The following is a 17562-nucleotide window of genomic DNA, read 5'->3' as shown; positions in this document are numbered from 1 at the left end:
CGCGAGCAGGGCGGCGGGGCGTCTCCGGTCGTGCGAACCGGAGACGGAATCGAACCGATGGTTGGGGAGCGGCGGAGTCGCCGCTCTCGTCTTTACTGGCTGGCGACCTTGGACTCGTCTTCGGGGGCGACCGTCATCCCCGGCCGGATTCTCTGCAGGCCGTTGACGACAACCCGTTCGCCGGGGGCGATCCCGGATTCGATGATCCGATCGCCGTCCACGCGGGCGCCAAGCTCCACCGGACGGTAGGCGGCGACGTTGTCGTCTCCCACCACCATGACGAACTTCTTGTCCTGGTCCGTTCCGATCGCCTGTTCGCTGACCAGCAGATGTTCCTCGGGTGTGGGTTCTCCCACCCGAATGCGGACGAACTGCCCGGGAATCAGCCGGCCGTCCGTATTGTCGAAGACGGCCCGAACGCGGATGGTGCCGCTCGACCGCTCGACCTCGTTGTCGATGAGCTGCAGCTTGCCGCGGATCGGGCTGGCGTCATCGGCTGCGGCCGTGATCTCGACGGGAACCTGTTCGAGTGCCGGTGCGCCCTGGTGCATGGGCAGTCGCGCCAAGAGACGGGTCACGAGTTCCTCGTCCGCACTGAAGCTCGCATAGATCGGGTCCACGGAAACGATCGTGGTCAGTTCCGGCGAGCTGGAGCCGGCGGAAACGAGGTTGCCCTGAGTAACCTCGAGGCGGCCGATGCGTCCTGAGATCGGAGCGCGTAGTTCGGTATATCCGAGATCGAGGCGGGCGATCTTCAGTGCGGCCTCGGCGGCTTTGAGCGTCGCTTCCGCCTGGGCAAATTCGCTCTCGCGCTGGGCGAGTTCGCTTTGCGATATCGTCCTGTTCGCCGAGAGCGTCTTGCCACGCTGGAGCTCGACCTTAGCGAGATCGAGGCGGGCGCGTGCGGACGTGACCTGGCTTTCCGCCTGGGCGACGGCTGCCTCGTAGGGTGCCGGATCAATGGTGACGAGCAGATCGCCAGCCTTGACCAGGCCGCCTTCCCGGAAATGCACTGCCTGGATGGTGCCGGCCACGCGCGGACGGATCAGCACGCGGTCGACCGCCTCGAGGCGGCCGGAAAACTGTTGCCAGGTGGTGACGCTCCGCGGCTTCAAGGTGGCTACGGTAACGGGAACAGCAGGCGGGGCGGCCTGTTCCGCGGGCGCGGCGTTGGCGCCCGTCGGCATGTCGAGATGGACGGTTGCTGCGATCGCCGACAAAACAACGGCTGTGCCGGCAGCCCAGAGGGCCCAGCGGGTCTTCTTCACGGTCATGACTTGCTCTCCTTGGCTCCCTTGGGGGAGGAACCGTCAGGTGGACTAAATATGCTTATTTCAATGCGTTACTTCGTCGGAGAAGGCGGCAAACGCATCGCGCACCGCGTCGAGCCAGGCGCCTTCCTCATTTCGGTAGATGCCCGTCCAGCCGGAGCCGGACGGCAGAACTTTCAAATGCACCCGAACACCTGCAGCGGCGAGGCGTTTCGAGTAGGCCGACACCTCATCGTGCAAGGGGTCGTCTTCAGCAGTCATCAGGAGCGCCGGTGCAACTCCTGCAAGTCTCGAGCACAGACATGGCGCCGCATAGGGGTGCATCATGTATCTTGCGGAATGCAGATACCGGCTCCAACCCTCCGACCAGCGCCTACGCATTCCAATCCGGTCGGCATCGCGGATCGAGCCGCTCGCCATCAGCGGATCGATCATCGGGGACAGCAGGATCTGCCCGCGAAGTTCGCCCGACATCTGGTCTCGCGCCTTCAGCGCCAGCCCTGCTGCGACGTTGCCGCCTGCTTCATCGCCGGCGATAAACAAAGTCGACTTTGAACCACCGTATTGACGGCGGCGCTTGCGAATGCCGGTGAGCACCGCGAAAGCCCGATCGAGTGCACCTGGAAAGGTGTTTTCCTGCCAGCCGCCGAGATCCACCTCCATGACGATGGCGCCACCTTCGGCAAGGGCGCGCGCCACAGGGGTTTCCTCAGCAGGCGCGGCCCGACTTTGAAAGGCGCCACCTGCGAGATAGAGGACGATCGGCGGTTCCTTGGCGTGGGCGCCGCGATCGTAAATCCGGACGGACGTTGCCTCCGACGGATCGAACGCGATTTCCTGCCAGTATGCAGACATCACAACTTTTCCTGTTCCGGTGTTGAAACGCTCTTGCTGCGAAGTTGCAATGGAATATTATTATTCGGCATTCGATGCACAAGCATGCTGATTTCGTAAACACTATTCCAAAATCGCGGATAATCGCGACACGCGAGGACAGGCAGATGGATCAGCTTTCCGCAATGCGGGTATTCGTACGCGTCGTGGAGATGGGCAACTTCACCCGTGCCGCGGCATCGCTCAACATGCCGAAGACAACAGTGACCAACCTCGTGCAGTCGCTCGAGGCACGTCTTTCGACCAAGCTCCTGAACCGGACCACGCGCCGCGTCATGGTGACCACAGACGGCGCGCTCTACTATGAGCGGGCACTGCAGATCATCGGCGACGTGGACGAGTTGGACAACAGCCTCTCCACGTCACAGGCGCAGCCGTCGGGCCGGCTGAGAGTCGAGATGGCGGGCATCTTTGCCGATCTGGTCGTGCTGCCGGGCATGTGCGACTTCCATAGCCGTTTTCCCCAGATTCAGCTCGATATCGGCGTCGGGGACCGTCTGGTCGACTATATTGCCGAGAACGTTGATTGCGCCCTTCGCGGGGGCACGCCGGCCGACCAATCGTTGATCGCGCGCAAGGTCGGCGACCTCAAGCTACAGTGCTATGCGGCGCCCCGTTACCTGGAGCGTTTCGGCCCTCCGGAACATCCCGAAGATCTCGCCACGTCCCATTACTGTGTCGGTTATCTGCATGCCCAGTCCGGACGAGTCTGGACGATGGACTTCACCCGTGGCGAGGAGTTCTGCCAGGTGGATCCGCGCTACATCATCTCGGTCAACGACAGCCGCACCTACCTGAACGCTGCGATCTCGGGACTCGGCGTCGTGCAGTCGGCGCCCTTTTTCGTGAGAGATGCGCTTGCAAAGGGTGAACTCGTGCCGATCCTGACCGACTGGCAATGTGAGCGGCTGCCGCTCTACATCGTCTATCCGCGCACGCGTCACTTGAGCAACAAGGTGCGGGTGTTCATCGACTGGCTTGCCGGCCAGCTCCAGATCATAGACAGAATTCCCTTCGACTTCGACGTCACGGACTTCCAGCGCAAGGCATCGTAGGCATTGGCTTGGCGACTTGAGCCTGTTTGCTGCGCCGAGGGCACCAGGACGGGCAGGCGCGGGCTCGGAGCGTTCGGACTGCAAGGAACGTCAAAATCGGCGAAGTCTCACGGGAATAAAAGGGTGCGCGCGAAGGGATAGGCGACGCCATGGAACTCGCCAAATATGCCGACGGGGATCTTTTCGTTCCACGAAAGATTGCCGCGGCGTTGCACACAACCAGAATGGAAATCGCGTACGCTGCCGGTCTGACCGGGCCCGCCGTTCAGCGTGAGGAGTGCATCCGTTCCGACAGGACTCAGCGGCGCCTGGGCGAAATGATCGCAGTCGTCAACAAGGTCGAGCCTTATCTTGGTTCGGCCCTGATGGCCTTCGCCTGGTACAAATCGGAGCCGCTGTCCGGCTTCTCCGGTTTCACGGCCATGCAACTCGTGCGTAACGGGAGGTCGGATGAGGTGCTCGCCTACATCAACGCCGTCGGCGCTGGCGTCCACGCGTGATGTGGCCACGCGGTTCGATTGCGCAGGGCCTCATTGCCCGGAAGCCACGCCATGTGTGCCTTGTTCGACGCGGCGTGCCTTCTCTGCCTTTGCCTCGTTCAGCGCCAGTCCGATGAGGTGGGCGAGACGCTCCTTCTTCTGAAGCTTGGTTAAGTCGAGCAGCGCCGCAAGCTCATTGGCGATGTGATCGATCTGCTCTGTCATGTGATTCCCTCGTGTTCCGGACTATTCGGTTGCGTACGCGCTGTTTCTCAATGCGTACCAGAAATTGTAGGGATTTTCCATTCCCGATAGCGGGTCCGGGCGAAACTGCCTTTGTGGTTGCGCACGATCATGCAAGGTAGCCGACTTGACGGGCGTCATGTTTCTCAGTTAAGGAAATGAACGTTCATTCAATTAGGGAGCGCGGCCGTGGCGCGTCAGGCGGGATCGGCGGGTGAAAAGACGGCAGCCGCAATCCGAGAACAAAGCCTTCGGCTGTTCGCCCAGCACGGCTATGATGCCGTTTCCATGCGCATGATCGCGCACGCCGTCGGTGTACAACCAGGAGCCCTCTACCAGTATTTTCCGACCAAACAGCAGATACTCATGACTCTTATGCGCGAGCATATGGAGGAGCTTCTGGCGTCGTTTAAGGCACAAGGAATCGAGAGCGAGCCGCCTGCTGCGGCGCTTGAACATTTCGCACGCTTCCACATCCGCTATCACCTGACGCGTGCCGACGAGGTCTTCATTTCATACATGGAACTCCGCGCGCTGGAGCCGGCCGGTTTTCAGGAAGTCGAGAGTCTGCGTAAGACCTACGAAACCGAGCTGAAGGCGATTCTCGTTCGCGGAAGCGAGCAGGGCATATTTCGGATCGAGGACTCCCACGTCAGCGCGATGGCGATCATCGCGATGCTCACGGGGGTCAATACCTGGTACCGCAGCGGCGGAAGACTCTCTGAAAAGAAGATCGAAGAGATCTACGCTGAAATGGTGCTACGCAGCGTCGGCTGCGTGGACTGACATTATTGGTTTCTCCTGGGAGGCGGGAATGTTCAACAGCACGATGAGATTCGGTTTTGACGAGGAAACCGAAGCACTGCGCGAAACGGTTTTTCGCTTCGCCCAGGAACGCGTGAAGCCGATGGCCGCGGAGATTGACCGCAGTAATGCCTTTCCAAACGAGCTCTGGCGAGAAATGGGCGATCTCGGGCTACTGGGTGTCACCGTGCCGGAGGAATATGGCGGGGTAGGGCTGACCTATCTTGCCCATACGATCGTGGTGGAGGAGTTGGCGCGAGCGTCGGCGTCCGTCTCGCTCTCCTACGGTGCCCATTCCAATCTCTGCGTCAACCAGATCAAGCTCAACGGAACAGATGAGCAGAAGCGGAAATATCTGCCGAAGCTTGTTTCGGGCGAACATGTCGGCGCGCTTGCCATGTCGGAGGCAGGAGCCGGTTCCGACGTCGTGTCGATGAAATTGCGCGCAGAGAGACGCAATGACCACTACCGCCTGAACGGGACGAAGTACTGGATCACCAATGGTCCGGATGCCGACACGCTGGTCGTCTACGCCAAGACGGACCCAGAGGCCGGCCCCAAGGGAATCACGGCCTTTATCGTCGAGAAGACCATGCGAGGTTTTTCGACCTCCAGGCATTTCGACAAGCTCGGCATGCGCGGATCGAACACAGCCGAACTGATCTTCGAGGACGTCGAGGTGCCGTTTGAGAATGTGCTGGGCTCGGAGGGTCGAGGCGTCAACGTGCTGATGTCCGGCCTCGATTACGAGCGCGTCGTCCTATCGGGGATCGGTTGTGGCATCATGGCTGCCTGTCTCGACGAGATCATGCCGTACATGGCCAGCCGCAAGCAGTTCGGCCAGTCCATCGGTGATTTTCAGCTGATGCAGGGCAAGATCGCTGACATCTACACGAAAATGAATTCCGCCCGCGCCTATGTCTATGCCGTTGCTGCCGCCTGCGACCGGGGTGAGGTGACGCGGCAGGATGCGGCGGCCTGCGTCCTCTACGCATCCGAGAAGGCAATGGAGGTCGCCCATCAGGCTGTCCAGGCCATGGGCGGGGCCGGCTTCCTCAATGACAGTGCCGTCAGCCGCATCTTCCGCGACGCCAAGCTCATGGAAATCGGCGCCGGGACCTCGGAAATCCGCCGGATGCTGATCGGCCGTGAAATGATGAATGTGATGCGCTGAGGCGTCTGCCCTGCATGAGATGCGTGAAGTCTTTCAGAGGCCCTCGATGAGATACCTGCTCGCATTGCCCTTCTTTCTCGCAGCGCCGGTAGCTGCATCCGACCATTCAGAGCTGGCAGCCGAGGAGATTGCCTCCTGTCTCGGTGCGGCGGCAGCCGGGGCAGCCCGCGACTGTATCGGTAAAATTGCAAACCCCTGTCAGAAGGGGATGAACGTCGGAGACAAGGGTTCGCCCGCCGATTGCCTGAAGAAGGAAGCCGAAGCCTGGATGACGGTTGCCGAGAGCCGGTTCGAAGCTCTGCGTAAGAAGTTGAAGCCTGCGCTCGTTGATGCGGTCGAGGCGTCACAGCGGGCGTTCACGGCCTACCGGACCGCGCAGTGCGACGCGACCGGAGAATTCTTCTCCCTGTATTCGGGAACCGCCTCTGCCGAATGGGAGGCGACCTGTCTCCGGGACACCGCGGCGGAGCGGGCGATATCTCTCGACGACTGGGCCATGCGCATGGAGGATTTTGAGTAATGACGATTCTGAAATCGGCAATCGCTCCTGCATCTCCCGAGTTCGTCAGCAACAGGGCAGCGATGATCGCACAGCGGGAAGCAATTGCGCAGGAGGCTCGACGTATCCTCCAGGGAGGTTCCGCAGCGTCGCGTGATCGCCATGTCAAGCGTGGAAAGCTGTTGCCGCGCGACCGCGTGGCCGGGCTCCTCGACGTCGGTTCGCCCTTTCTGGAGGTCGGGCTTTTTGCGGCAAGTGGTGTCTATGACGACGACATCCCGGCCGCGGGTCTGATCGCCGGCATCGGCCGTGTCGAAGGTCGCGATTGCATGATCGTCTGCAACGATGCCACCGTCAAAGGCGGCACCTACTATCCGCTGACGGTGAAGAAGCACCTGCGTGCGCAGGAAATCGCCGAGGAAAACCGTCTTCCCTGTCTCTATCTCGTCGACTCGGGGGGTGCAAACCTGCCGAACCAGGATGAGGTCTTTCCCGATCGCGATCATTTCGGCCGGATCTTCTACAATCAGGCGCGGATGAGCGCAAAGGGCATCGCGCAGATCGCCGTCGTCATGGGCTCGTGCACGGCCGGCGGGGCCTATGTCCCGGCCATGTGCGACCAGACCGTCATCGTCAGGAACCAGGGGACGATCTTTCTGGCCGGTCCACCGCTGGTGAAGGAGGCGACCGGCGAGGTGATCGATGCCGAGACGCTCGGCGGTGGCGATACCCATACGCGTCTTTCCGGCGTCGCCGACTATCTCGCCGACAACGATGACCACGCACTGGCGCTCGCCCGTCAGATCGTCCGGAACCTCGGGCCGGCCCCGCAGCCAACCATCACGCTGGCCCCGCCGCGCCCGTCCCTCTATCCGGCCTCCGAGATCATGGGTGTCGTGCCGGCCGATCCGAAGGTGCCCTATGATGTCCGCGAGGTGATTGCTCGCATCATCGACGGCTCGGATTTCGACGAGTTCAAGCCGCGCTACGGCACGACGCTGGTCACCGGCTTTGCCCATGTCGACGGCGTGCCCGTCGGGATTATCGCCAACAACGGGGTTCTGTTTTCCGAAAGCGCGCTCAAGGGCGCTCATTTCATCGAGCTCTGCTGCCAGCGCAAGATCCCGCTTCTTTTCCTCCAGAACATTACCGGCTTCATGGTCGGCTCGAAATATGAGGCGGGCGGCATCGCCAAGGACGGCGCCAAGCTGGTGACGGCGGTCTCGACCGCCGCCGTGCCGAAGGTGACGGTGATTATCGGTGGTTCCTATGGCGCCGGAAATTACGGAATGTGCGGGCGCGCCTTCGGCCCGCGCTTCGTCTGGATGTGGCCGAACGCCCGGATCGCCGTCATGGGAGGACCACAGGCGGCGGGCGTATTGGCCAATGTCAGGCGTGCCGGCATCGAAGCGCGCGGTGGCACGTGGTCGGTCGAAGAGGAAGCCGAGTTCAAGCGGCCGACGCTGGACCTGTTCGAACGGCAGTCCGCTCCGCTCTATGCCTCGGCCCGGCTCTGGGACGACGGCATCATCGACCCGGAAAAGACGCGCGAGGTGGTGGCCCTTTCTCTCCGTGCCGTGCTCAACGCGCCGATCGAAGAGACGAAATTCGGCCTGTTCAGGATGTGAGGCGTGACGATGTTTTCCAAGATCCTCATTGCCAACCGTGGCGAAATCGCTGTTCGCGTCATCAAGACGGCGAGACGGCTCGGAATTCGGACCGTCGCTGTCTATTCGGAAGCTGACCGCGCCGCATTGCACGTCGCGCTCGCCGACGAGGCGGTCCTCCTCGGGCCCGCGGCGGCCACCGAAAGCTATCTCGACATCGGCAAGGTCGTCGCGGCCGCCCTCGCTAGCGGTGCCGAAGCAATCCACCCCGGCTACGGATTCCTGTCGGAAAACCCGGCTTTCGTCGAGGCGGTGCGGAATGCGGGACTTGTCTTCATCGGTCCCGATGCCGCGTCGATCCGCGCAATGGGGCTGAAGGACGCCGCCAAGCGGCTGATGGAGGAAGCGGGCGTGCCGGTGGTGCCCGGCTATCACGGGGACAATCAGGACGCAGCCTTCCTGAAGGTCGAAGCCGGCAAGATCGGCTATCCCGTGCTGATCAAGGCGTCGGCGGGCGGCGGCGGCAAGGGGATGCGACGCGTCAACACCGACGATGATTTCGACGCCGCGCTTCAAAGCTGCCGGCGTGAGGCAAAGGCTGCTTTCGGCGATGATCGTGTTCTGGTCGAGAAGTACGTCGCCTCGCCGCGCCATATCGAAGTGCAGGTCTTCGGCGACGGCCGTGGCAATGTCGTCAATTTGTTCGAGCGCGATTGCTCGCTGCAGCGTCGGCACCAGAAGGTGATCGAGGAAGCGCCGGCACCGGGCATGACGGACGCCGTACGGGCTGCAATGACCGGGGCTGCGATCGCGGCAGCGAAAGCCGTTGCTTACAAAGGCGCCGGGACGGTGGAGTTCATCGCCGATGGTTCGGGACCGCTCCGGCCGGACGGCTTCTGGTTCATGGAGATGAACACGCGTCTGCAGGTCGAGCATCCGGTGACCGAAATGGTGACCGGTTTCGACCTTGTCGAATGGCAACTGCGGGTGGCGGCGGGCGAACCGCTGCCGGTGCAGCAGAGTGACATCCGGCTTCTCGGCCACGCCCTCGAGGCGCGGCTCTATGCCGAAGATCCGGCGAACGGTTTCCTGCCGCAGGCCGGCCGCATCGATCACCTGGAATTTGGAGGCGGCGAGGGCATCCGCATCGACGCGGGCGTTCGCTCGGGCGACCGGGTGTCGCCCTATTACGATCCGATGATCGCCAAGGTGATTGCCCATGGCCGGTCGCGCGACGAGGCGATCGACCGGCTGAAGAAAGCGCTCGATGGCACACACGTTACCGGACTCACCAGCAACCGAGACTTTCTGCGCGCGCTTTGCAGGGACGAGACCTTCCGGCAGGGACGTATGGACACCGGGCTGATCGATCGCAATCTGGAGCGCCTCACCGCCATACCGCGGCTTTCGGAAGAGGCCATCCTGATCGCAGCGCTTACCGGTTCGGATGTCGACGTTGCCGGGCCTCATTGCGGCTTCCGGCTCTGGGGCGAGGCCAGTCATCGCGTGACGTCGCATGCAGGCGAAGAAGTGATCGAGCGGCGTCTCGTCCTCGGAAGCGGGCAAGTTAGGCTCTCCGGCGGCGCAGAGGACGTGCTGTTCGAAGATTTCGCCTTCAATGGTCGGGACTTTTCGGCCCGTCTGGTGCGAGAGAACGGAAGTGCCGGGATCAACGCCCATGTTGCCGTAGACGCCTCCGGCGGCCGGCAGTACATCTCGGTTCTGCTCGATGGCGAGACTTATGACTTCGAGAGACCGGATCTGCTGGAAGGGGAGGACGCGGTGCACCACCACTCCGGCGAAATCCTGGCGCCGATGACGGGCGTCGTCCGATTGGTCGACGTCGAGGCAGGTGTTGCCGTGAAGGCCGGTGACCGGCTCGTCGTCATGGAGGCGATGAAGATGGAATATACGCTGAGGAGCCCGCGCGACGGCCTCGTCGACGCCGTCTTCTGCACCGAGGGCGGGCAGGCGGAGGGCGGCGCCGTGCTCATCCGGATGACGGAGGGCGCGGTGGATGGCTGAATTCGTCACGGTCTACGAAGTCGGTCCGCGCGACGGCCTGCAGAACGAGAGGGAGATCATTCCGGTCGCCGACAAGATCACGTTGGTCGACTATCTCTCGGAAGCCGGCTTTCGCAAGATCGAGGTCACGAGCTTCGTCTCGCCGAAATGGGTGCCGCAGCTTGCGGACGCTGCCGAGGTGCTGGCCGGCATCGTGCGCCAGCCGGGCGTGGTCTACAGCGCGCTGACGCCGAACCTCAAAGGGCTGGAGGCGGCGCTTGCCGCAAAGGTCGACGAAGTTGCGGTCTTCGCCTCTGCCTCCGAAACCTTCAGCCAGAGGAATATCAACTGTTCCATCGCCGAGAGCTTTGAGCGTTTTGCGCCTGTCATGGAGGCGGCAAAAGTGGCCGGCGTTCCGGTGCGCGGCTACGTCTCCTGCGTCGTCGCCTGCCCCTATGAGGGTTCCGTCGTGCCAGAGGCTGTTCGTCTGGTTGCGGAGCGTCTGGTCGGGCTCGGCTGTCGCGAGATCTCGCTCGGCGACACGATCGGCGCGGGCACGCCGGACACAGTATCCGCCATGCTGGACGAGGTCCTGCGGTCGGTGCCGGTCCAGCAACTGGCGGGGCATTTCCACGACACCGGCGATCGTGCGCTCGCCAATGTCGAAGCCGCCCTTGATCGCGGACTGCGGACCTTCGATTCCGCGGTTGGTGGGCTCGGCGGCTGCCCTTATGCGCCGGGCGCCAAAGGCAATGTCGCAACCGGACCGCTTTTGGACTTGCTCGAACGTCGCGGGTTTGAAACCGGGATCGATCCGGAGAAACTGAAACGCGCCGAGGCTTTCATCAAGGAGCGGATCGGGCGTCTTTCCGGGAGGAACGCATGACGGAATTCGAAACGATCCTGATCGACACCGACGAGCGTGGCATCGCGCGCCTGACGCTGAACCGTCCCGACAAGCACAATGCTTTGAACGCCCGGATGATCGCCGAACTCACGAAAGCCGCAGACATCCTCGGCGCGGATGAGAGTGTCCGCTCCGTCGTGCTCGCCGGCAACGGGGCAAGTTTCTGCGCCGGCGGCGATCTCGGCTGGATGCGGGAGCAGCGGGACAAGGACCGTGCCGGAAAGATGCAGGAAAGCCGGGCGCTTTCGGCCATGTTTTCGGCACTCGATGCCCTGCCGAAACCGCTGATCGGCCGGGTTCACGGGAACGCCTATGGCGGCGGTATTGGGCTGATGGCAGTCTGCGACATCGTCATTTCGGTGGGAACCGCCCGTTTTGCCCTCACCGAGACCCGCCTCGGGCTCATCCCGGCCACCATCGGCCCCTTCGTCGTTCGCCGTACCGGCGAGGGCTACGCCCGGCAGTTTTTTTTCACGGCCAAACCGTTCGATGCCACTTTCGCCCTGAGATGCGGCCTCGTCTCCACCGTGACGGAAGCAGAACAACTGGATGCCTGTGTCGAGGCTGAAATCGCGGAGATCCTGAAAACGCGGCCGGGGGCGGTCGCAGCGGCAAAGGCGCTTTGCCTGGAACTCGGCGGCCATAGCCTCTCGGGACTTTCCGAGCGGACCGCCGAATTGCTCGCGGACCGGTGGGAAAGCGCGGAAGCCGCGGAAGGCATCGAGGCCTTCCTCGCGAGATAGTAGAAACTAGACGCCTGAGGAGGAATGTCCTCATCCTTCCCCGGGCGTCTATGAGTTCCAGGTGAATGCCGGTGACGGCCCGGCCTCTGCGCCGCCTATCAGGCTGCGCCGCTGTCCACGCCGGCCTCGGCGAAAGTGGCCATGCCGAGGTGGCATCGTAGGGCGGCTTTCGCGAGAATCGCGCCCAGCACCGCGCCGGTTCCTTCCCCAAGCCTGAGGTCGAGATCGAGAAGCGGTCTGAGGCCGAGGTGGGCGAGAAGTCGCCGGTGGCCCGGCTCCATGGACGCATGTCCCACCATACAATGCGCAAGAGGGTCGACGCCGCTGCAATACAGGGCAAGGGCGGCGGCGGAGCATATGAATCCGTCGAGCATGACCGGGATCGAGAGCAGACGCGCGGCGAGAATGGCCCCGGCCATGGCGGCGATCTCACGTCCACCGAGTATCCGCAGGGCATCCAGACCGTCATCGATGGATTCCCGATGACGTTCGACAGCCTCGGAAATGATCTCGGCCTTTCGTTTTAGGACGTCATCGGAGACGCCTGAGCCGCGGCCACACCATTCGACGGCAGGGCCGCCGAGGAGCGCAAGGCACAGAGCCGAAGCCGACGTCGTGTTTCCGATGCCCATCTCTCCGGGGCACAGGATGCTGGCATCCGGCCGAACGGCGTGCATTCCCGCGTTGAACGCTTTCAGGAACTCGCTTTCCGTCATGGCGGGCGCGTGCAGGAAGTTTTTGACCGGTCGGGCAAGGTCCAGGGGAATGACCGTCATGCTGGCTCCCAGCTCGGCACTCAACTGGTTGATCGCAGCGCCGCCTCTCTCGAAGTTGAGGACCATCTGCTCGGTGACGACCGGCGGATAGGCGGAGACGCCTGCCTCGGCGATACCGTGATTGCCGGCGAAGACGCAGGTTTGCGGCCGGTCCATGGCCGGCGGGTAGCGACCTTGCCAGCGGGCAAGCCAGGCGACGGTCTGCTCGAGCCGCCCGAGGCTTCCGGGTGGCTTGGTCAGCATGCCCTCGCGGGCGGCGGCGGCCTCTGCGGCTCGCGTGTCACCTTGCGGAAGCTGGCTTAGCGCCTTTCGCAAGGAGGCGAGGGTTTCAAAAGACGGGATTGGTTGTTGCCCCGAGGCGAGGCTCATTTCTGCAGACATACGGGTCCTCCACGTGACGCCGATCATTCCACCCTTTGCCATCGGGCGGATTTCGGTTGCGGATCAACTCGTCTTCTGACTTCCAGCATGGCCGGGTTCAGGCACCTTCCCGTCCGGGACCGGACAGTGGCGGACAAAGCCTCCTGAGACTCGTATCTGGTTACAGCGGCGGGACCGTCTCGGAATTTCACCGAGTTCCGTTAGTTGTCGAGACGGCTGTAACCTGCGCGTTGCCTTCAGGCAACGGATGCCGCGGCCATCGTGGGTGGAACGTGGGCGCTTCAGAAGGAAAAATGCCGCGGATCTTTGATCCGACGCAAAGAGACTGCTCTACGTTCCGGCTTCTCGTGCTTTCCCTGGCCGCCATAAGCGATCGTTTACGGAGGACATAGGGGACGCCCATCGAATGATGTCAGAGAACCGACTATTCGCGACTTGTCATCCTCACGAATCTTGGTAGATCGGAATTCCGGCCAACTCGAAGGGAAACGATATGCCGGATTTCTCCACTATCATACTTTTTGCCCTCGCGTGCGTCGTGCTGACCGCCACGCCCGGACCCGACATGCTTCTCATTGCGTCACGCAGCTTAAGCCAGGGGCGAGCTGCGGGATTCCTGACCTATGCCGGTATAGCACTCGGCACATATTGCCATGCCCTCGCAGCAGCGTTGGGACTTTCACAGCTTTTTGTCGCAGTTCCGACGGCATACGAGGTCGTTCGTTGGGCCGGGTGCGCCTATTTGATGTACCTCGCGTGGAAAACCATTCGTTCCGAGGGCGCACATTTCTCTCCTGAGTCGGCCTTAAAGCGATTTTCAATGAAGCGGATCCTCGGCGAAGGTCTGGCAACAAATCTTCTAAATCCGAAAATGGCCCTCTTTGTCTTGGCGTTGTTCCCTCAGTTTGTGCGCCCAGAGGCAGGATCGCTTACTGTCCAAATGCTGGTCCTCGCTACCGTGCTGAATGGAATAGGCCTCATCGTAAATGGTTCGGTTGTCCTTTTGAGCGGGCATATCCGCAGGCGCGTCACGAGTCTGGTCCGATTCAGGAAGCTGCCGCAGTATCTTCTCGCGACAGTTCTTGCAGGTCTGGCTTGCCGCCTCGCATTGGGAGCCAGAAACTAACTGCACCGCACCCGACGAAGTCTGCCGGGAGGTCGAGGTTCGTACTCGCCCCTCCGGCAAGCAAGCTCACAAGTGCATCTTTGGTTCATCCTGACCTGACACGGGAAGGGGCAGGTGGCGACGCGAGCAGTGAGAAAGCCGAGGACGTTACAGCCGGCGCGACCGCGTGGCTCTTCAAAGGCCACCCCGGAAGAGGTTCGCGCGCAGTGCACTGGGGCTGACGCCGAGCTTCTGTCGAAGCACAGTCGTGAGGTGCGCATGGGAGGAAAAGCCGGACACCAGTGCGACTGCGCTCAAATCCTCGGCCCCGGCGGCAATCAGCGCCCGGGCCCGCGCGATCCGCCGGTCGAGAATATAGGCGTGAGGCGAGCGGCCGGTGGCTTGCCTGAAGGTTCGGGAAAAGAAGCCGGCGGAAAGGCCGAGCTCATCGGCGAGGTCCTGCACCGTCAGCATTCGGTCGAGACGGGCCTCGATAATCTCGTCGACCCGCTGCCGACGCTGCGCGGTCATCCATCGTGCGCCGCCCCTTGACGACTGACGGGACTGCATTTGGCAGGAAAGCCGCTCGATCAGAACGTTCATCAACGCTTCGCAACGCACGGGTTCGGCAACCGGAACGGCGAGAAGCAGGCCTCTCATCGCATGCGCGGCCGCAATCGCGGCTGGATCCATGCGATCGCTGAAGGGCACGTCGACAGCCTCGTCGAGATCAAAGCCTTTCACGGCAAGATACTCTCCGCCCGCAGGCGACCGCGAGTAGACGTCGCAGCCCTCCGGCACATAGGCAAGACCGTTCGGTGTCGCGCGAAACGGCCGGATGCGATCGCCGGCATAGGCATGCACGCCCTTCTGGCTGTCGAAGGCAAAGCCGAGCAGAGCGCGGTCTGCCGTGTAGCGGGCCTCGTAGGGTTGGCGCGGCAGCAACTCCGCCGACCAGCGTCCGACCGTCACTCGCCGCGTCGGCTCGGTCTTCAAGGTCGCGGTGCCTTCCATACCCTCATCCATCCTTAATCAGGTCCAGAGACCTTTTACGTCAGGAATCTGAAAGCGTCACCCGTCCGGGCATGCCAGTCTTGCGGTCACGGACAGAAACGGAGCGACACATGAAGCAGTTTACCCGCAAGGACCTCGAAGAGGCAGCCGCGCTCGTCCATCGCCATATGCCGCCTACGCCGCAATATGCGTGGCCGCAGCTTTCAAGCGAGGTCGGGGCGACTGTCTGGGTGAAACACGAAAATCACACGCCGGCGGGTGCGTTCAAGGTTCGGGGCGGCATCACCTTTCTGGACTGGCTCCGCCGCGCATTCCCGGAGACCCGGGGAATCGTCACCGCTACGCGTGGCAATCACGGCCAGAGCCAGGCGCGTGCAGCGCGGGCCTGCGGCCTCGAAGTGCGGATCGTCGTGCCGCACGGCAATTCCGTTGAGAAGAACGCAGCCATGCGCGCATGGGGCGGTGAGGTCATCGAATTCGGCCGCGATTTCGACGAGGCACGAACCGAAGCACGGCGGCTTGCTGCCGAAACGGGGCATCTTCTTGTGCCGCCCTTCCACGAGGAGATCGTCCGCGGCGTCGCGAGCTACGCCCTGGAGTTCTTCACGGCCGTGCCCGATCTCGATGCGGTCTATGTCCCGATCGGTTGCGGTTCCGGTATCTGCGGCGTCATCGCCGCGCGCGATGTACTCGGCCTGAATACCGAGGTGATCGGCGTCGTATCCGCCCATGCGCCGGCCGCGAAGCTTTCCTTCGAAGCGGGACGACTGATCGAGACGGAGACGGCGTTGACCTTCGCCGACGGCATGGCGGTTCGCGTGCCCGTGGAGGAAGCGTTTGCGGTTTACGCGAACGGAGCGTCCCGCATCGTCGCCGTCACGGACGATGAGGTGGCCGAAGCCATGCGCCTCATCTATCTCACCACCCATAACCTCGCCGAGGGGGCCGGTGCCGCGCCGCTCGCCGCCGTCCTCCAGGAGCGCAAGACCGTGCGAGGGAAGAGGATCGGGATCATCCTCAGTGGCGCCAATGTGGATGCCGACCTCTTCCGGGCGGTGCTGGCGGGAGAGACGCCGCGGGTCGCGTGATCTCCGTTCACGGCAACGGGACGGCGAGCCCGCGTTTCAACGTCTTCAGCACGACATGGGTGGTGAACTTGCGAACATTTGGGTTCTCGTTCACCAGCCGCTCGGCGAGCGTATCGAAATCGTCGATCGATCCGCAGACGACGACGAGCGTGTAGTCGCCACGGCCGGTGATGCACCAGGCTTCCTGGACCTCGGGGGTCTTCGCGATCCATTGGTGAAGGTTTGCCATGAGTTCCGGCCGATCCCGCTCGAGCTCGAGCTCGACAAGAAGGGTAACGCCTAATCCGACCTTCCTCGGGTCGACGATCGAGACGTCGCCGAGAATGACCTTGTTTTCCCGCAGCCGCTGAAGGCGCCTCTGTGCCGAGGACGGTGAAAGCCCGGTGCGGACCGCAATGTCCTCGATGGTGGCACGGGCATCCTCCTGCAGGATTGCCAGAATTTCCCGATCGACGGCGGTGACATGTTCGGGTGATCCGCTCGAAGTTGCGCGCCTTCTGGGTAGACTATCCATTTGACCGATCATGTTTGAGGAATCTTCCCGTTTCGGACAGCTATGCTGCCCGCATGACTGATTTGCAACATCGCCCCGGCGTCGCCGGCATCCTCTCCGCCTATGACGCCATCGACCCGGTCTTTCTCGACACACCGCTCGTGCGGCATGCCGCAGCCGATGCCGAACTTGGGCTTGCCCTTCACGCGAAGGTGGAGACGCTGAACCCGATCCGCTCCTTCAAGGGGCGCGGAACCGACTGGCTTCTCCGGACGATGCCTTCCTCCGGCGTTCCGATCGTTACGGCCTCTGCCGGAAACTTCGGCCAGGGGCTCGCCTATGCGGCTGCCAAGCGGAGACGCAAGGCGATCATCTTTGCGGCGACGAACGCCAACCCGCTGAAGATCGCCGCCATGCGCGGGCTTGGAGCCGATGTGCGCCTCCATGGCGAGGATTTTGACGCGGCGAAGGGGGAGGCGCGCCAGTTCTCTGCCGAAAAGGGCTATGTCTTCGTCGAGGACGGGGCTGAGGCGGCCATTGCCGAGGGCGCCGGCACCATCGCACTTGAGACCACGCGGCAGACCGACATGCGAGGTATCCCTCTCGACATCGTCCTCGTGCCCCTCGGCAACGGTGCCCTTCTGACAGGTGTCGGCACGTGGATGAAGGCGAAGATGCCGTCTTGCCGCGTGATCGGCGTCGTCGCGGCAGAAGCCCCGGCGATGCTTCTTTCCTGGCAGCGCGGCACGTATGTCGCGACTCCGTCTGCGCCGACGATCGCCGACGGGATCGCCGTGCGCGAGCCAGTCCCTCATGCACTCGAAACGATGAAGACCACGGTGGACGAGGTGTGGACGGTCGGCGAAGAGACGATCCGGTCGGCGATGCGATTCTGCCTGCAGCATTACGGTCTGGTCGTCGAGCCCGCCGGTGCGGCGGGCGTTGCCGCCACACTGGAACACCGGGAGAGGCTGCAGGGAGGATCCGTGGCGACGATCCTCTGCGGCGGCAACGTGGTCCGCTAG

At 62.8% G+C, this 17562-nt stretch carries 18 protein-coding genes and 1 riboswitch; of the genes, 12 read left to right on the top strand and 6 right to left on the bottom strand.

Translation table 11 applies throughout. The features are described 5' to 3' along the window. Nucleotides 1-92: 92 nt before the first annotated feature. Entirely contained in the window at nt 93-1274 is a 1182-nt protein-coding gene (locus H4I97_RS19440) for an efflux RND transporter periplasmic adaptor subunit (RefSeq protein WP_182308496.1), read from the bottom strand. Nucleotides 1275-1334: 60 nt separating this feature from the next. Beyond that, nucleotides 1335-2126, bottom strand: a complete 792-nt coding sequence (locus tag H4I97_RS19435; RefSeq protein WP_182308495.1) for an alpha/beta hydrolase fold domain-containing protein — start codon at nt 2124-2126, stop codon at nt 1335-1337. Between the two features lie 146 nt (nt 2127-2272). Here H4I97_RS19435 and H4I97_RS19430 point away from each other — a divergent pair, with 146 nt between their 5' ends. Together H4I97_RS19430 and H4I97_RS19425 are read left to right on the top strand one after the other, a co-directional pair. After that, a complete protein-coding gene (locus H4I97_RS19430; protein WP_182308494.1) occupies nt 2273-3220 on the top strand; it encodes a LysR family transcriptional regulator in 948 nt (315 codons plus the stop codon). A 149-nt stretch (nt 3221-3369) separates the two neighbouring features. After that, nucleotides 3370-3720 (top strand): hypothetical protein, encoded by a 351-nt coding sequence (locus H4I97_RS19425; RefSeq protein WP_182308493.1) that lies wholly within the window; start codon nt 3370-3372, stop codon nt 3718-3720. A gap of 30 nt (nt 3721-3750) precedes the next feature. Here H4I97_RS19425 and H4I97_RS19420 read toward each other — a convergent pair whose 3' ends face one another. After that, nucleotides 3751-3924 (bottom strand): hypothetical protein, encoded by a 174-nt coding sequence (locus tag H4I97_RS19420; RefSeq protein WP_182308492.1) that lies wholly within the window; start codon nt 3922-3924, stop codon nt 3751-3753. A 207-nt stretch (nt 3925-4131) separates the two neighbouring features. Here H4I97_RS19420 and H4I97_RS19415 point away from each other — a divergent pair, with 207 nt between their 5' ends. From H4I97_RS19415 to H4I97_RS19385, 7 genes are read left to right on the top strand one after another with little or no spacing between them, the layout of a single operon-like run. Then, a complete protein-coding gene (locus H4I97_RS19415) occupies nt 4132-4728 on the top strand; it encodes a TetR/AcrR family transcriptional regulator (protein ID WP_182308491.1) in 597 nt (198 codons plus the stop codon). Nucleotides 4729-4756: 28 nt separating this feature from the next. Continuing rightward, entirely contained in the window at nt 4757-5920 is a 1164-nt protein-coding gene (locus tag H4I97_RS19410) for an isovaleryl-CoA dehydrogenase (protein ID WP_182308490.1), read from the top strand. A gap of 46 nt (nt 5921-5966) precedes the next feature. Next, entirely contained in the window at nt 5967-6440 is a 474-nt protein-coding gene (locus tag H4I97_RS19405; protein ID WP_182308489.1) for a lysozyme inhibitor LprI family protein, read from the top strand. Further along, nucleotides 6440-8047, top strand: coding sequence for a carboxyl transferase domain-containing protein (locus tag H4I97_RS19400; RefSeq protein ID WP_182308488.1), 1608 nt, complete (start codon nt 6440-6442; stop codon nt 8045-8047). Before H4I97_RS19405 ends, H4I97_RS19400 begins: the two co-directional genes overlap by 1 nt. A 9-nt stretch (nt 8048-8056) precedes the next feature. Further along, nucleotides 8057-10051 carry an acetyl/propionyl/methylcrotonyl-CoA carboxylase subunit alpha gene (locus tag H4I97_RS19395; protein WP_182308995.1) on the top strand — a complete coding sequence of 665 codons (1995 nt, stop codon included), beginning with the start codon at nt 8057-8059 and terminating at the stop codon, nt 10049-10051. After that, a complete protein-coding gene (locus H4I97_RS19390) occupies nt 10044-10916 on the top strand; it encodes a hydroxymethylglutaryl-CoA lyase (protein ID WP_182308487.1) in 873 nt (290 codons plus the stop codon). The genes H4I97_RS19395 and H4I97_RS19390 overlap by 8 nt, the downstream gene beginning before the upstream one ends. Next, nucleotides 10913-11680, top strand: coding sequence for a crotonase/enoyl-CoA hydratase family protein (locus H4I97_RS19385; protein WP_182308486.1), 768 nt, complete (start codon nt 10913-10915; stop codon nt 11678-11680). Before H4I97_RS19390 ends, H4I97_RS19385 begins: the two co-directional genes overlap by 4 nt. A gap of 98 nt (nt 11681-11778) precedes the next feature. On the opposite strand, the gene cobT is transcribed toward H4I97_RS19385, so the two are convergent. Further along, nucleotides 11779-12837: a nicotinate-nucleotide--dimethylbenzimidazole phosphoribosyltransferase gene (gene cobT, locus H4I97_RS19380; protein WP_244658873.1), complete on the bottom strand. Its 1059-nt coding sequence runs from the start codon at nt 12835-12837 to the stop codon at nt 11779-11781. A 70-nt stretch (nt 12838-12907) separates the two neighbouring features. Continuing rightward, nucleotides 12908-13036, bottom strand: a riboswitch (cobalamin riboswitch). 294 nt (nt 13037-13330) lie between these two features. Here cobT and H4I97_RS19375 point away from each other — a divergent pair. Next, entirely contained in the window at nt 13331-13963 is a 633-nt protein-coding gene (locus H4I97_RS19375; RefSeq protein ID WP_182308485.1) for a LysE family translocator, read from the top strand. 174 nt (nt 13964-14137) lie between these two features. Here H4I97_RS19375 and H4I97_RS19370 read toward each other — a convergent pair whose 3' ends face one another. Further along, on the bottom strand, nt 14138-14956 hold the full coding sequence (locus tag H4I97_RS19370; RefSeq protein WP_244658872.1) for a helix-turn-helix domain-containing protein: 819 nt from the start codon (nt 14954-14956) through the stop codon (nt 14138-14140). Nucleotides 14957-15066: 110 nt separating this feature from the next. On the opposite strand from H4I97_RS19370, the gene H4I97_RS19365 reads away from it, so the two are divergent. Then, nucleotides 15067-16044, top strand: coding sequence for a threonine dehydratase (locus H4I97_RS19365; protein ID WP_182308483.1), 978 nt, complete (start codon nt 15067-15069; stop codon nt 16042-16044). Between the two features lie 7 nt (nt 16045-16051). Here H4I97_RS19365 and H4I97_RS19360 read toward each other — a convergent pair whose 3' ends face one another. After that, nucleotides 16052-16558, bottom strand: coding sequence for an Lrp/AsnC family transcriptional regulator (locus H4I97_RS19360; protein ID WP_182308482.1), 507 nt, complete (start codon nt 16556-16558; stop codon nt 16052-16054). A 53-nt stretch (nt 16559-16611) separates the two neighbouring features. Here H4I97_RS19360 and H4I97_RS19355 point away from each other — a divergent pair, with 53 nt between their 5' ends. Next, nucleotides 16612-17562: a threonine ammonia-lyase gene (locus H4I97_RS19355; protein ID WP_182308481.1), complete on the top strand. Its 951-nt coding sequence runs from the start codon at nt 16612-16614 to the stop codon at nt 17560-17562.

Origin of the sequence: Ciceribacter thiooxidans (assembly GCF_014126615.1) — a bacterium.
Classification (GTDB): domain Bacteria; phylum Pseudomonadota; class Alphaproteobacteria; order Rhizobiales; family Rhizobiaceae; genus Allorhizobium; species Allorhizobium thiooxidans.
This window is presented reverse-complemented; position numbering and strand designations above follow the sequence as displayed.